We start from the raw sequence: 14594 nt of genomic DNA on the forward strand, positions 1-14594 counted from the left end.
AAATGTGAAAGAGCCGGGCGACGTCGCCCGGCTCGATCGATGATAGTCGAGCGGCTACTAGGCCGGCAACGCGCCAGATCTCTTCGCCGTCCAGGTGGCGATATAGTCCATCAAACCTGGATTGAGGCAGTCATAAGGCTCGAGCCCGATCGACTTCAGCTGTGACCTTATGCCGTCCATACGGCTCGGATCGACACCGGATTCGATGATCGACGAGACGAAGGCGGTGAAGCCCGGAGGCGACCAGCCGTCCTCCTGGAAGCGCTCCGGATGGATGAAGGACAGCCCCTTGAAAGCGTGGTCGCGCTCGACCGGGCCGTGCATGTGGACGCCGCAGCCGGTGCAGGCATGGCGCAGGATCAGCGCGCCCGGATCGACGATCCTCAGCTTGTCGCCGTTTTCGGTGACCGTCACGTCGCTTGTACCGGCCACCGCCACGACCGAGAACAGTGCGCCTTCCGGCTTCCAGCATTTGGTGCAGCCGCAGGCATGGTTGTGGGCGATCTGGCCCTTGACCTTCACCTTGACCGGATTGCTGGTGCAGGCGCAGACCAGCGTCCCGCCGGCAAAGTCGGCCTTTTCCCTGGGCAGTCCATTGTCGATTTTCGGATGCAGTTTTTCCGGCATTTTTGTCTCCTCCCTTGTTGAACATGTGCATTTTCGGCCGCTGGCTGATTGGCCGGCGGCTTTCTCCTCCTCCTCAGTAAACTACCACGCTCCTGATCGACTTGCCTTCATGCATAAGGTCAAACCCCTTATTGATGTCCTCGAGCTTCAGCGTGTGGGTGATCATCGGATCGATCTCGATCTTGCCGTCCATGTACCAGTCGACGATCTTCGGCACGTCGGTGCGGCCGCGCGCGCCGCCGAACGCAGTGCCCATCCAGGTGCGGCCGGTGACCAGTTGGAACGGCCGCGTCGAGATCTCCTGGCCGGCGCCGGCAACGCCGATGATGACCGACTTGCCCCAGCCACGGTGGGACGATTCAAGCGCCTGCCGCATGACTTTCGTGTTGCCGGTGCAGTCGAACGTGTAGTCGGCACCGCCGATCTGGTCGGCGCCGCGCTTGGTCATGTTGACGAGATGAGCCACGATATCGCCGTCGATCTCCTTCGGATTGACGAAATGCGTCATGCCGAATTTCTCGCCCCAGGCCTTCTTGTCGTTGTTCAGGTCGACGCCGATGATCATGTCGGCGCCGGCAAGGCGCAGGCCCTGGATGACGTTGAGGCCGATGCCGCCAAGGCCGAAGACGACAGCGGTCGCGCCTTGCTCGACCTTGGCCGTGTTGATCACCGCGCCGATGCCGGTGGTGACGCCGCAGCCGATGTAGCAGATCTTGTCGAAGGGGGCGTCGGCATTGACCTTGGCCACCGCAATCTCGGGCAGCACGGTGAAATTGGAGAAAGTCGAGCAGCCCATGTAGTGGAACAGCTTGTCCTTGCCGATCGAGAAGCGCGACGTGCCGTCAGGCATCAAGCCTTGACCCTGCGTGGCACGGATGGCGGTGCAGAGGTTGGTCTTGCGCGACAGGCAGGACGGGCACTGCCGGCATTCCGGCGTATAAAGCGGGATGACATGGTCGCCCTTCTTGACCGAGGTGACGCCCTTGCCGACGTCGACGACGATGCCGGCGCCCTCATGGCCGAGGATCGCCGGAAACAGGCCTTCCGGGTCGGCGCCCGACAGTGTGAACTCGTCGGTGTGGCAGATGCCGGTTGCCTTGATCTCGACCAGCACCTCGCCATCACGGGGACCTTCGAGGTCGACCTCCATGATCTCCAGCGGCTTTCCGGCGGCGACGGCGACAGCGGCGCGCGTTTTCATCAGGCAATCCTCCCATGGCAGTCTGCAATCCAGGTTAGATTTAACTTACCACTCAGCTCTGCGCTATGCACGAAGCGACGTTCTGATCCCGGATTTTCGTCAGAGCTCGCCGATTTGCGTCCGGGATAGGCTCCGACTTTGCCTTGACCGGCCCCCTGAAGCCCATAAAACGGGAAGCCCAGAAAAGAAGGGCAGCCGAGGGACGAGGCCTGCATGTTCACAAAGATCCTGATCGCCAACCGTGGCGAGATCGCCTGCCGTGTGATCAAGACGGCGCGCAAGATGGGCATCGCCACCGTCGCGGTCTATTCCGACGCCGACCGCGACGCGGTGCATGTCGAAATGGCTGACGAGGCGGTGCATATCGGCCCTTCTCCCGCCGCGCAAAGCTATCTGGCCCCGGAAAAGATCATCGCCGCCTGCAAGGCGACAGGGGCCGAGGCCGTGCATCCCGGCTACGGTTTCCTGTCCGAGCGGGCATCCTTCTGCGAGGCGCTGGAGCAGGAAGGCATCGTCTTCATCGGCCCGAAGCCCAAGGCCATCAAGGCAATGGGCGACAAGATCGAATCGAAGAAGTTCGCCAACGCCGCCAAGGTTTCGACGGTGCCCGGCTGGCTCGGCGTCATCGAAAACGCCGCCCATGCCGAAAAGATCGCCGGCGAAATCGGCTATCCCGTGATGATCAAGGCCTCGGCCGGCGGCGGCGGCAAGGGCATGCGCATCGCCTGGAGCAAGGCAGAGGTGCGCGACGGCTTCGACCGGGCGCGGTCGGAAGCCAAAAGCTCGTTCGGTGATGACCGCGTCTTCATCGAGAAGTTCATTGTCGATCCGCGCCATATCGAAATCCAGGTGCTTGCCGACGCGCATGGCAACACGCTCTATCTCGGCGAGCGCGAATGCTCGATCCAGCGCCGCAACCAGAAGGTCGTAGAGGAGGCGCCGTCGCCGTTCCTCGATGCCAAGACCCGCAAAGCCATGGGCGAGCAGTCGGTGGCGCTGGCCAAGGCGGTCGACTACCAGAGCGCCGGCACGGTCGAATTCATCGTCGACAGCGACAAGAACTTCTATTTCCTGGAAATGAACACGCGCTTGCAGGTCGAGCATCCGGTGACGGAACTGGTCACCGGCATCGACCTGGTCGAGCAGATGATCCGCGTGGCAGCCGGCGAAAAGCTCGCCATCAAGCAGGGCGACGTCAAGCTGAACGGCTGGGCGGTGGAAAGCCGCCTCTATGCCGAAGACCCGTATCGCAACTTTCTGCCGTCGATTGGCCGGCTGACGAGATACCGGCCGCCGGAAGAGGGGCAATTTGGCGAAATCGTCATCCGCAACGATACCGGCGTTACCGAAGGCTCGGAAATCTCGATGTTCTATGATCCGATGGTCGCCAAGCTGTGCACCTGGGCGCCGACACGGCTTGCGGCGATGGATGCGATGTCGGAAGCGCTGGACAGGTTCGTTGTCGACGGCATCGAGCACAACATACCGTTCCTGGCGGCGCTGATGCAGCATCCGCGCTGGCGGGAAGGGCTGATATCGACCGCTTTCATCGCCGAGGAATACCCAGACGGCTTCGCGCCGATCGTGCCAGACGCCGAGGAGAAAGCGGTGCTGGCCGCGATCGCCACCGCGGTCGAACTGGTGCGCCGCGACCGGCTCGACCGGCTGGGCGGGCGGCTGGCGCCGCATTCCGGCGCCTTGAAACGCGATTGGGCGGTGAAGATCGGCCGGGATTATCTTTCGGTCGCCATCGTCGAAGGCATGATTTCCATTCCGATGGAGCTCGACCTCACAATCGACGGCGACAAGGCACTGAGGGTGACCTCCGACTGGCGGCCGGGCGATCTCATCTGGCGCGGCACGGTCGGCGGCCGCAAAGTCGCGGCGCAGGTCAGGCCGGTGCTGAACGGGTTCCGCCTTGCCTGGAAAGGCATGTCTGTGACAGCCCGCGCCATGCTGCCGCGCACCGCCGAACTCGAAAGGCTGATGCCGGAAAAAGTGGCGCCGGACACGTCGAAGATGCTGCTCTGCCCGATGCCTGGCCTCGTCGTGTCGATTGCGGTTGCCGAGGGGCAGGAGGTCAAGGCCGGCGAGACGCTGGCGGTGGTCGAGGCGATGAAGATGGAAAACGTGCTGCGCGCCGAGCGCGATCTCATCGTATCGAAGCTCAACGCCAAGCCCGGCGACAGCCTTGCGGTCGATGCGGTGATCATGCAATTCGCGTGAGGCTGAAATCCGCCTCGGCGCCGGCCTGGGACGTTGGAGATTAGCGAAAGCCGAGGTGACGGCCAATCTCCCCCCTCGTGGGGGAGATGTCCGGCAGGACAGAGAGGGGCGCGAAGAAACGCGACCTTGCAATGGGTTGGCACGCTCAGTGGAGGAGGGACAGGCGAGGCCGTGAGGAATTCGCTTTTTGCCGTCGTGGCGTATTTTGTTCTTGCTTTGTGCCGGCAGCTATGCTACTAATCTGGGTATGGTGCTAATTGGCTCCAACGACCCGCCCGCTGTGGCGGGTTTTTTGTTTCCGGCCTGAGGTCGGCGGGACAGCGCCCTCTCTGTCCTGCCGGACATCTCCCCCACGAGGGGCCCAAGAGGGGGGAGATTGGCAGCTTCAGCGGTTGCTCTAAACTTCCAAAGCTCCAATCGCTTCCGCTGGACTCGTGTTACCCGGTGCCGGACAATACATCTTCATCGACTGAGTCCTTGTGAGGCGGCGCGAAAAAACCATGGCGAATGAGAGACTTCCACGCGATCCCTTGCTGCGCGAGGCCTATGCAAAGGCGTCGCGGGCGGAGCAGGCGGCGCGTCGGTTCATTCATCTGCGCGTGCATTCGGCCTATTCGCTGCTCGAAGGTGCCTTGCAACTCGGCAAGATCGTCGGCCATGCGGTGCAGGATGAATGCCCGGCAATAGCCGTCACCGATACCAACAATCTGTTCGGCGCGCTGGAATTCGCCCAGAAAGCCGTGAAGGACGGCATCCAGCCGATCATCGGCTGCCAGATCGACCTCGCCTTTTCCGGCGAGGCGAGCGACAGCCAGCGCGACCGCAGGCAGCAAGGACCGGAGATGCGGCCCGTCGTACTGATCGCCGCAACCGAGGCCGGCTACGGCAATCTGGTCAGGCTGGTCAGCCGCGTCTACCTCGAGACACCGCCCGGCGAAGCGGTGCATCTGACGACCGAGATGCTGCAGGGCCACTCCGACGGTCTGATCTGCCTTACGGGCGGGCCGCGAGGCCCGATCGGCAATGCCTTGAAAGAGGACCGCCGCGAACTCGCCGAGACCCGGCTCCTGGCGCTCAAGGGCCTGTTCGGCGACCGGCTCTATGTCGAGCTGGAGCGCGTGTCCGGCTACGACCGCACGATCGAGCAGTCGTCGGTCGACCTCGCCTACCGCCACGATCTGCCGCTGGTTGCCACCAACGAGGCGTTTTTCTTTTCTCGTGAAGACTATGAGGCGCATGACGCGCTGATCGCCATCGCCGAAGGCTCCGTGGTTGCGGCCGACAATCGCCGCCGCCTTTCACCCGACCACTTCCTGCGAAGCCAGGCCGATATGGCGAGGCTGTTCGCCGACCTGCCGGAAGCAATCGACAACACCGTCGAGATCGCGCTGCGCTGCTCCTACTATCCGAAGACCCGCAACCCGATCCTGCCGCGCTTTGCCGGCCGCGATGTCGCCGACGCCGACGCGGCGGTTAAAGCGGAGGCGCAGGAGCTTGCCCGGCAGGCGCATGAAGGGCTGGAGGCACGGCTGGCGGCGCATGGGCTCACACCCGGCTACACGGCCGACCAATATCGCGAAAGACTGGATTTCGAGCTCGGGGTCATCGAGAAGATGAAATATCCGGGCTATTTCCTGATCGTTGCCGACTTCATCAAATGGGCCAAGGCGCAAGGCATTCCGGTCGGGCCGGGCCGCGGTTCGGGCGCCGGCTCGCTGGTTGCGTATTCGACGACCATCACCGACATCGATCCGCTGCGCTTTTCGCTGCTGTTCGAGCGCTTCCTCAATCCCGACCGCGTGTCGATGCCCGACTTCGACATCGACTTCTGCCAGGACCGGCGCGAGGAGGTCATCCGCTACGTCCAGCAGAAATACGGCCGCGACCAGGTCGGCCAGATCATCACCTTCGGCACGCTGCAAGCACGCGCGGTGCTGCGCGACGTAGGCCGTGTGCTGCAGATGCCTTATGGTCAGGTCGATAAACTGAGCAAGATGGTGCCGTCGAACCCGGCCAATCCGGTCAAGCTCGCCGACGCCATCGCCAACGAGCCGCGCTTTGCCGAAGAGGCCGAGCGGGAGCCGATCGTACAAACGCTGCTCGACACGGCGCAGAAGCTGGAAGGTCTCTACCGCCACGCCTCGACGCACGCCGCCGGTATCGTTATCGGCGACCGGCCGCTGTGGGAACTGGTGCCGATGTACCGCGATCCGCGCTCGGACATGCCGGTCACACAGTTCAACATGAAGTATGTCGAGCAGGCCGGGCTGGTGAAATTCGACTTCCTTGGGCTGAAGACGCTGACGGTGCTGGACAGGGCGGTTAAGCTGATCCGCCGCCGCGGCATCGAGATCGATCTCGCCCACATTCCGCTCGACGACCCGGAAACGTACGCCATGCTGTCGCGCGGCGAGGTGGTCGGCGTGTTCCAAGTGGAAAGTGCCGGCATGCGCAAGGCGCTGATCGGCATGCGGCCCGACTGTATCGAGGACATCATCGCGCTGGTCGCGCTCTACCGGCCGGGGCCGATGGAGAACATCCCGACCTACAACGCCAGAAAGCATGGCGAGGAGGAGATGGCGTCGATCCACCCGAAGATCGACCATCTCGTCAAGGAGACGCAAGGCGTCATCGTCTACCAGGAACAGGTGATGCAGATCGCGCAGGAGCTTTCCGGCTATTCGCTGGGTGAAGCCGATCTGCTGCGCCGCGCCATGGGCAAGAAGATCCGCGCCGAGATGGACAAGCAGCGCGAGCGCTTTGTTTCCGGTGCGGTCGAGCGCGGCGTCGGCAAGCCGCAAGCCGACTTCATCTTCGACCTGCTGGCAAAGTTCGCCGACTACGGTTTCAACAAATCGCATGCTGCCGCCTATGCCGTCGTGTCGTACCAGACCGCCTATCTGAAGGCGCATTACCCGGTCGAATTCCTGGCCGCATCGATGACGCTCGACATGGGCAATACGGACAAGCTCGCCGATTTCCGCCAGGATGCGCTGCGCCTCGGCATCGAGGTGGTGGCGCCGTCGGTGATGACGTCGTTCCGGGATTTCGAGGTCGGCGAGAACCGCATTTTCTATTCGCTGGCCGCGCTCAAGGGCGTCGGCGACGCGGCGGTCGAGCACATCGTCGCCACGCGCGGCGAAAAACCGTTCAAGAGCCTGGCCGATTTCTGCGAAAGGGTCGATCCCAAGATCGTCGGCAAGCGCGTCTTCGAAAGCCTGATCATGGCCGGCGCGCTCGACTGCTTCGGTCATGACCGCGCGGCGATGATGGCCGGCGTCGAGCGGATGATGGGGCTGGCGTCCTTGGCGCAGCAGAATGCCGTCACCGGCCAGCATGACATTTTTGGCGCTTCGCTTGGCGCACAGTCGCAGGCGCTCAACCTGCCGGCGACCGACCCCTGGCTCGCCGCCGACCGCCTGCACCGCGAATTCCAGGTGGTCGGATTCTATCTCTCGGCGCATCCGCTCGATGAATACAAGGCGGCGCTGCAGAAAATGCGGGTGCAGACCTGGGGCGAGTTTTCGGCCGCCGTCAAACGCGGTGCTGCCGCCGGCCGGCTCGCTGGTACGGTCACCACCAAGCAGGAGCGCAAGACGCGCACCGGCAACAAGATGGGCGTCGTGCAGTTTTCCGACACGTCAGGCCAGTATGAAGCGGTGCTGTTTTCCGAGGGGCTGGCGCAATACCGCGATCTGCTCGAACCCGGCCGCTCGGTGGTGATCACCGTTTCGGCCGAGGACAGGCCGGAAGGCGTCAATCTGCGCATCCAGACCGTGCAGTCGCTGGAGGACGAGGCAAGCCGCATCCAGAAAGCGCTGCGCATCTTCGTCAGAAATGACGCACCGGCATCGACAATCCAATCGCAACTTGGGCAGCGTGGCGACAGTCAGGTGAGCATCATCGTCATAAAGGAAGGCGGCGAGGGCGAGGTCGAGATTGAGTTGCCCAACCGCTACCGCGTCTCGCCGCAGATCGCGTCGGCGATGCGCGCTGTGCCAGGCGTGGTGGAAGTGGAGCTGGTGTAGCCGGCTGCCCGGCTGGCAACACTGGACGGCTGGTGGCCCAAACGTTATCGCAGTCGCCATGAATGCAATAGACAAGAGTGGAGCGCAGGATTCTTCAGCCTTGGCGCGGCTCCGCGACATGCTGCGCAAGCTGTATCACGGGCGCACAGCGGCGGCGTTCCGGTTTCAGCTTGCGGCTGTTGTCATCGACCTCGCCATCATTGCCTTTTTTATTGCCACGCCGGTGATCCAGAGGTCGTCCTCGTTCCTCTGGCTGGACTACTCCGTGGCAGCACTCGTCGCCGCCGACATGATTGCCCGGCTGCTTGCCTCCAACGACATGCTGCGCCTGATGAGACAGCCGGCGTCGTGGATCGATGCCTTCATCCTGCTGACTCTGCTGATGCCTACGGCGCTGGCCAATCTCGGTTTTTTGCGCATCCTGCGGCTGTGGTCGCTGTCGCGTAGCGGCGCGCTGTGGCGATTTCTCGAGATGCGCGGCTTCAGGCGATGGCGCGAGGCGAGCCGCGCGGTCATCAATTTCCTGACGTTCCTCTTTGTCATCACCGGCTTCGTCTACACCTTCTTCTTCCGCACCGTGGGCGGTCTCGAGGGCTATGTCGATGCGCTGTATTTCACCGTCGCCACAGTTACCACGACCGGCTTCGGTGACATCGTCCTGCCCGGCGTGGCCGGCAAGCTCACCGCGATCGCCACCATGATCATCGGCATATCGCTGTTCGTCAGGCTTGCGCAGGCGCTCTTCCGTCCCACCAAGGTGTTCTTTCCTTGCCCGCAATGCGGGCTGCAGCGGCACGAGCCCGACGCCGTCCATTGCAAGGCCTGTGGGCACGTTCTGAACATACCCGACGATGGCGATTGAATTGCAGGGCTACGATGCTGCGACCTCAGCCGGTTTGGCGGCTTTTTTCTGCAGATTGAGCAGATTGCCGAGCAGGATCAGCGCGCCACCGCCAGCGGTGAAGGCGTCGATCTGCTCGTGATAAAGCAGCCATCCGATCACCGCCGACAGCGGTACGCGCAAAAAGTCCATTGGCGAGATGACCGTCGCATCGGCATAGACAAGTGCGCGGGCCATGCAGAAATGCGACGACATGCCGGTAAACGCGATCAGCAGGATCCACGGCCAGAGCTCGAGCGGCGGGTTGCGCCATTCGTATAGCGCCGGGACGAGGCCAAGCACCGACTGGATGATCAGCATCCAGAAGATAATGCGCACGACGCTGTCCGTCCGCGTCAGCGACTTGACGAGAACCACCGAGACGCCGAAGCAGACTGCGGCTCCCAGCACGATAACATGCCCCGGATTGACCGCACCGACGCCCGGGCGCACGATGATCATCACGCCGATCAGCCCCAGCACGATTGCCGCAAGCCGTGGCCGGGAGAGCCTTTCGCCGAGGAAAGCGACCGCCAGCAGGGCGGTCCAGATCGGCGTCGTGAATTCGATCGAGATCAGCACCGCAAGCGGGATCAGCGTCAAGGCGTAAAGCCAGGCAGCCTGGCCGGTATAGTGGACGACGTTGCGGGCAATATGGGCCAGCGGACGCCCGGTGCGCATCGCCGGAAAACCGCCTGACATCATGACCAGCGGCAGCAGGATGAAAAAGCCGATCACCGAGCGCAGCTCGAGCACCTGGAAGACGTTGAGCTCTGCCGTCGTGGCCCGGCCGGCGACCGACATCGCCAGGAACGAGGCGATCGACAGCGCCATCCAGAACGCGGCCTTGGGGATCGAGGGTGCGGGTGCCATGGGCGCTATGTCGCAAGCCGGGGCTTTCATCGCAACCGCTAGCCGACGCATTCGACTGGGCCAGCCGTGAAGCGTTGCAAACAGTGATGTTGAAGCCGGAACCCGCCGCTGAGGGAAGCGTTGGTCCCTCAGTGTTTGCGTGCCGTGTTTTGGATACCAACGAGGAGCGGTCCGATGAAATCACTCGCACGATTTGTACTTGCCGGCTGCCTGACGGCCGGGGCCGGCGCAGCGCATGCCGACGATCCGGATTTTCTTCGCTCATTCCAGGGGAATTTCGCCGGCAAAGGCATCGTCAAGGTCACCACCGATGCGCCGACGGTGAATGTCTCCTGTCACTTCAATTCCGACGCGACTTCGAACTCATTGTCGCTCGACGGCAGCTGCCGCGGTCTTATTTTGGTAACGCGCGACATCAGCGCGGACCTCAGGTCCAACGGGACGAAATACAGCGGCACCTATGTCGGATCGCGCACCGGGCCGGCGCAATTGAGCGGCAGCCGATCCGGCAACGCAATCAATCTCGGCATCCGTTGGGCCAAGGAGGTCAATGGCGATCGCAAGGCGCAAATGACGGTCGAGAAGAACGGCGAGGACGGCATGCGGCTGACCGTTATCGACGTCGACCCGAAAACCGGCGAGCGCGTGATTACCAGCCGGATCGATCTGCGGCGCACTTAGCACTATCACTCCTCGATCGGTTCGGGCGGGTGCGCATCACGGCCCTTGCCGAAGGTATAGCCGGTTTCCACCGCCCTGCGGCCGAACTTGCCGCGCAGCGTGTCGATGGCGCCTTCGGCCATGGCGCGCTTGCGTGACTTGACGTCGACCAGGTCGGGCGGGTCCGCCCGGTCATCGTCGGAGAGATCGCTGACGCCAATGCCGAGCAGCCGGTATTTCGTGCCATCCGCTTCCTTGCGTAGCAGCTCGAGCCCGGTCTGAAAGATGCGGTCGGCCAGCCGGGTCGGATCGCCGAGCTGGCGATTGCGCGTGCGGATCTTGAAATCCTGGGTCTTCAGCTTGAGGACGACGGTGCGTCCGGCAATGCCGGATTTTTTCAGCCGGGCCGAGACTTTCTCCGCCAGCGCCCTCAGCACCGAAACCAGTTCCTCGACGGAGGCGATGTCGGTGTCGAAAGTGGTTTCCGCCGAGACGCTTTTCGCGTCCTGGTCGGGAACGACGCGGCGGTCGTCCTCGCCGCGCGAAAGCCGGTAGAGCCGGTCGCCCATGACGCCATAGCGGCGCATCAGGTCGCCGCGTTCCATGCGCTGCAGCTGGCCGATGGTGCGGATGCCGTCGCGCTCGAGCGTGGCGGCAAAGGCCTTGCCGACGCCCCAGATCAGCGTCACCGGCTGCTCGGCCAGGAAGCCGATAGCCTCGGCCTCGCCGATCACCGAAAAGCCGCGCGGCTTGCGGAAGTCCGAGGCCACCTTGGCCAGGAACTTGCAATAGGACAGGCCTGCCGAAACGGTGATGCCGATCTCCTTTTCGACGCTGAGAGCGAAGCGCGCCAGCACCACCGCAGGCGGCAGGCCATGCAGGCGCTCGGTGCCGGCGAGGTCGAGGAAGGCCTCATCGATCGAGAGCGGCTCGACCAGCGGCGTCAGCGCCTGCATCATGGCGCGCACCTCGCGGCCGACGCGGACGTATTTTTCCATGTCCGGCGGGAGGACCACCGCGTCCGGGCAGGCTTCGAGCGCCTTGAACATCGGCATTGCCGAGCGCACGCCATGGATGCGGGCGATATAGCAGGCGGTGGAGACGACGCCGCGCTTGCCGCCGCCGATGATCAACGGCCGGTCCTTCAATGCCGGGTTGTCGCGCTTTTCGACCGCCGCGTAGAACGCGTCGCAATCGATATGGGCAAGGCGCAGCCGGTAAAGCTCGGGATGGCGCGCAAGCCGCGGACTGCCGCAGCGCTCGCAACGGCGTGCCTCGCTGCGCTGAAAATTCAGGCAGTCGCGGCAAAAACCGTGTTCGGGATTGTTGACAGGGGCCGCCATCGCTGCGAACATAAAGAGAACAAATGCAATGGTACGTCAGGACGGACGCCACGACAAGGCGGTGGGCCGGGAGAGAGCTCATGAATACGACCATAGCGCCGCTAGTGCCCGAGCTTTGGGCGGATTTCGAAGATCTTTTCGGTAAGCAAGGCGCCTGCTACGGCTGCTGGTGCACACATTTCCGGCTGTCGCCGGCAGCGCGCCGCGCAAGCGACCGGGAGCGCAACAAGGATCATATCAAGGCCCGGATCGAGGCCGGGCCGCCGCCCGGCCTGCTGGCCTTCGAGGGTGGTCAGGCGGTCGGCTGGATGCAGATCGGCCCGCGCGCCGATGTGCCCGAATGGAACAACCAGGGCAGGGGGTCGGCGCCGCTCGACCCCGTCGATGCCACCGATCCCGGCGTCTGGGCGATCTCCTGCTTTTTCATCCGCGCCAGGGCACGCGGCAGGGGCCTGTCGCACCGCCTGGTCACAGGCGGCATCGACTTCGCACGGGAAAATGGTGCCCGGCTGATCGAGGCCTGCCCGATCGATCTATCGAAGGATTCGCGCTCGATCGGGCTGTTCGTCGGCTCGTCGCGGGTCTTCGAAAAGGCCGGGTTCCAGCGATTGGTCGAGCGCAAGCCGGGCCGGCCGCTGGTGCGGCTGGTGCTTTAGGCAATGCCGCGGGCGACATCGATCCGTCCGGCTCGCCTTGCGGTTGTGATGGTAATTCCCTACCAGTGATAGAAACGGTTTGACGGCCGCGAATAAGTGAGGATCGACATGAAGCGCGTTTTGCCACTTGTTTTACTGCTTGCCTGCAGCGGACCGGCCTTCGGCCAAGCGGTCGACAGGCAAGGGGCGAAGCGGCTTTCCGACGATCTGGCGCGCTATATCGGAAAGAAGCTGTTCGATATCGGGTTCGTGAAAATTTCAGTCGACGGCGATGCCTACAAGCTCGCATTCGACTTCAAGCCAGTCACGGATTTGATGGCAAAGCCGCAAGCCTTCAAGTTCGACATCACGCCTTACTTCATCTTGGTCAAGCCGCGCAAAGATGGACACTGGGACGTTTCGGCGGACGTGTCCCCGAAGGGGTCTATCGATTTCGTTGGCCCTGAGGGGGCGCAGCACATCGACCTCTCCGTGTCGGACAACAAGTTCACCGGAGTTTATGACCCCGACCTGGCCGCTTTCGCGAGCGCAACCGGTTCGATGGCTGGCATGACGATGACCACCCGAGAGCCCAAGCAGCAGGCGGATGTCACGGTCGGTCCTGGCACTGCCGTAATAGTTTCGACCAAATCCGCAAACGGCGGCGTCGATTTCACGGTGACGGAAAAAATAACGAACTTCGCCGAAACGATCAAAGTCAACGATCCCAAAAGTGGGTTGAGTTTTCCGGCTGCTGTAAAAGCGCCTGAACTTTCTGTGGATGCGGCCGGCAAGGGTTTGCGGACAAAGCCGCTGCTCGACCTGCTTGCTTTCATCGTGGCGACTGATGATGCAGCCAAATTCAAGGCGGATGGGGCGGAGTTCAAATCGCTTCTGACGGCAGCACTGCCGTTGTGGGAGCGGATCGACGGCACCTACGGCTTCAAGGACCTTGTGGTGGAGAGTCCGGTCGGCAAGTTCGGTGCGACGCAACTGAATACCGCTGTCGGCATGGACGGCATCGCCAAGGAAGGCAAGATCAACTACGCGTTCAAGGTTTCCGGCCTGACAATACCGCAGCAGGTGCTGCCCAGCTGGAGCGTTGCGTTGCTGCCGACGGATATCGACCTCAACTTCGGCGGCGCCAACATCGATCTGGACAGCATGGCGAAGAAAACCATCGAAACCCTTGATTTCAGCAAGGATCCACCGCTGCCGGCAGATTTCGGCAACCAGATCTCCGCCGATTTCCTGGCCAAGACGCCAAAGGCCATTCTCGGACACAGCACGATCAAGAACGGCAACATCGAGATTGCGATGGAAGGCGAGATGACCTTCCCCGGCAAGAAGCCGCGTGCGGACGTGACAATCGACATCACCGGCTACGACAAGATCGTGGAGACCTTGCAGACGGCGGCGAAGACGGACCCGCAGGCCGCGCAGTATTTTACCGGCGCGCTGGCGATCAAAGGGTTTGGCAAGACGCTGCCGGACGGCCGGCTTGAATGGGTGATCAACACCAAAGCCGACGGTTCGGTGACGGTCAACGGCGCCATGCTGAAGCCGGCCGACCCCGTTGGGACGGACAACAGTGGGGAAGAGGCAACGCCATAAAGCACCAGCAGTGGCCCATCGTCTGCGGAAAGCTCTTCGATCTGCCCGCAGTCTCGGCATCGTGGCTTATGTCGAATGCTCATGATTGTCGTCGCCGAGCGGCAGTGCCCGCAACGCCTTGCCCACTGCGGCCGGCGGCGTGCCGGTTTCCTCCGAAAAACGCATCAGCGTCGGCTCGTGGGCGAGGATGAACTGCAGCACGCCGGCCAGGAAACCCGGCTCGCCGGCCGCCCGGCGGATGGAATGGGCCTCGATGCCGGTGATCGCCAGGAAGCGGGGCAGAAGTTCCGGATCGGCGGCGACGAAGCCCAACGCCTTTACGGCAATGGTTTCGGCTTCCTCGCGCATTGACGCTGCGTTTGCCATCGCTACTTTTCCTTCGTGGGCGGAATCGTTCTGTTTTCGCAGTAGTGGCAAGTGTTGCCGGCAGCAAGCTCGCCGACCTGGAATCCGAACGCTTTTCCGGCGGCCGGTTTCCGTTTCGTCAATCATATTGCCGTATAGTGG

At 62.9% G+C, this 14594-nt stretch carries 11 protein-coding genes; 6 read left to right on the forward strand and 5 right to left on the reverse strand.

All coding sequences use genetic code 11. The features are described from left to right. Nucleotides 1-57: 57 nt before the first annotated feature. Together gfa and NKI50_RS02400 are read right to left on the reverse strand one after the other, a co-directional pair. A complete protein-coding gene (gene gfa, locus NKI50_RS02395) occupies nucleotides 58-627 on the reverse strand; it encodes an S-(hydroxymethyl)glutathione synthase (protein ID WP_023720122.1) in 570 nt (189 codons plus the stop codon). Nucleotides 628-700: 73 nt separating this feature from the next. Then, nucleotides 701-1828 (reverse strand): S-(hydroxymethyl)glutathione dehydrogenase/class III alcohol dehydrogenase, encoded by a 1128-nt coding sequence (locus tag NKI50_RS02400; RefSeq protein ID WP_352547345.1) that lies wholly within the window; start codon nucleotides 1826-1828, stop codon nucleotides 701-703. 213 nt (nucleotides 1829-2041) lie between these two features. On the opposite strand from NKI50_RS02400, the gene NKI50_RS02405 reads away from it, so the two are divergent. From NKI50_RS02405 to NKI50_RS02415, 3 genes are all read left to right on the forward strand, one after another. Beyond that, nucleotides 2042-4054, forward strand: a complete 2013-nt coding sequence (locus NKI50_RS02405) for an acetyl-CoA carboxylase biotin carboxylase subunit (protein ID WP_023720121.1) — start codon at nucleotides 2042-2044, stop codon at nucleotides 4052-4054. A 500-nt stretch (nucleotides 4055-4554) separates the two neighbouring features. Further along, entirely contained in the window at nucleotides 4555-8082 is a 3528-nt protein-coding gene (gene dnaE / locus NKI50_RS02410; protein WP_352547347.1) for a DNA polymerase III subunit alpha, read from the forward strand. A gap of 58 nt (nucleotides 8083-8140) precedes the next feature. Beyond that, entirely contained in the window at nucleotides 8141-8944 is an 804-nt protein-coding gene (locus NKI50_RS02415) for an ion channel (protein ID WP_352715268.1), read from the forward strand. Between the two features lie 9 nt (nucleotides 8945-8953). Here NKI50_RS02415 and NKI50_RS02420 read toward each other — a convergent pair whose 3' ends face one another. Next, nucleotides 8954-9835 (reverse strand): DMT family transporter, encoded by an 882-nt coding sequence (locus tag NKI50_RS02420; protein ID WP_352640650.1) that lies wholly within the window; start codon nucleotides 9833-9835, stop codon nucleotides 8954-8956. 174 nt (nucleotides 9836-10009) lie between these two features. Here NKI50_RS02420 and NKI50_RS02425 point away from each other — a divergent pair, with 174 nt between their 5' ends. Next, nucleotides 10010-10516 carry a hypothetical protein gene (locus NKI50_RS02425; protein WP_352640652.1) on the forward strand — a complete coding sequence of 169 codons (507 nt, stop codon included), beginning with the start codon at nucleotides 10010-10012 and terminating at the stop codon, nucleotides 10514-10516. Between the two features lie 5 nt (nucleotides 10517-10521). Here NKI50_RS02425 and NKI50_RS02430 read toward each other — a convergent pair whose 3' ends face one another. Continuing rightward, the gene (locus tag NKI50_RS02430; protein ID WP_023720118.1) at nucleotides 10522-11850 is read right to left on the reverse strand and encodes a DNA polymerase IV; all 1329 of its coding nucleotides are present in this window, start codon (nucleotides 11848-11850) and stop codon (nucleotides 10522-10524) included. Between the two features lie 68 nt (nucleotides 11851-11918). On the opposite strand from NKI50_RS02430, the gene NKI50_RS02435 reads away from it, so the two are divergent. Next, nucleotides 11919-12494 carry a GNAT family N-acetyltransferase gene (locus NKI50_RS02435; protein ID WP_352640656.1) on the forward strand — a complete coding sequence of 192 codons (576 nt, stop codon included), beginning with the start codon at nucleotides 11919-11921 and terminating at the stop codon, nucleotides 12492-12494. A gap of 108 nt (nucleotides 12495-12602) precedes the next feature. Then, nucleotides 12603-14087 (forward strand): hypothetical protein, encoded by a 1485-nt coding sequence (locus NKI50_RS02440; RefSeq protein WP_352640658.1) that lies wholly within the window; start codon nucleotides 12603-12605, stop codon nucleotides 14085-14087. Nucleotides 14088-14153: 66 nt separating this feature from the next. Here the strand turns inward: NKI50_RS02440 and NKI50_RS02445 are convergent, their stop codons facing one another. Next, nucleotides 14154-14453: a DUF3572 domain-containing protein gene (locus NKI50_RS02445; RefSeq protein WP_023720115.1), complete on the reverse strand. Its 300-nt coding sequence runs from the start codon at nucleotides 14451-14453 to the stop codon at nucleotides 14154-14156. Nucleotides 14454-14594: the final 141 nt, after the last annotated feature.

Source organism: Mesorhizobium sp. M0563, from assembly GCF_040321065.1.
In the GTDB taxonomy this organism is placed as follows: Bacteria; Pseudomonadota; Alphaproteobacteria; order Rhizobiales; family Rhizobiaceae; genus Mesorhizobium.

What these genes read in the sequence shown, in the direction of transcription:
- NKI50_RS02440 (WP_352640658.1), top strand. Translation starts at nt 12,603, where the DNA reads ATGAAGCGCGTTTTGCCACTTGTTTTACTGCTTGCCTGCAGCGGACCG.
- NKI50_RS02405 (WP_023720121.1), top strand. Translation starts at nt 2,042, where the DNA reads ATGTTCACAAAGATCCTGATCGCCAACCGTGGCGAGATCGCCTGCCGT.
- NKI50_RS02430 (WP_023720118.1), bottom strand. Translation starts at nt 11,850, where the DNA reads ATGTTCGCAGCGATGGCGGCCCCTGTCAACAATCCCGAACACGGTTTT.
- NKI50_RS02425 (WP_352640652.1), top strand. Translation starts at nt 10,010, where the DNA reads ATGAAATCACTCGCACGATTTGTACTTGCCGGCTGCCTGACGGCCGGG.
- gfa (WP_023720122.1), bottom strand. Translation starts at nt 627, where the DNA reads ATGCCGGAAAAACTGCATCCGAAAATCGACAATGGACTGCCCAGGGAA.
- NKI50_RS02420 (WP_352640650.1), bottom strand. Translation starts at nt 9,835, where the DNA reads ATGGCACCCGCACCCTCGATCCCCAAGGCCGCGTTCTGGATGGCGCTG.
- NKI50_RS02435 (WP_352640656.1), top strand. Translation starts at nt 11,919, where the DNA reads ATGAATACGACCATAGCGCCGCTAGTGCCCGAGCTTTGGGCGGATTTC.
- NKI50_RS02415 (WP_352715268.1), top strand. Translation starts at nt 8,141, where the DNA reads ATGAATGCAATAGACAAGAGTGGAGCGCAGGATTCTTCAGCCTTGGCG.
- NKI50_RS02445 (WP_023720115.1), bottom strand. Translation starts at nt 14,453, where the DNA reads ATGGCAAACGCAGCGTCAATGCGCGAGGAAGCCGAAACCATTGCCGTA.
- NKI50_RS02400 (WP_352547345.1), bottom strand. Translation starts at nt 1,828, where the DNA reads ATGAAAACGCGCGCCGCTGTCGCCGTCGCCGCCGGAAAGCCGCTGGAG.
- dnaE (WP_352547347.1), top strand. Translation starts at nt 4,555, where the DNA reads ATGGCGAATGAGAGACTTCCACGCGATCCCTTGCTGCGCGAGGCCTAT.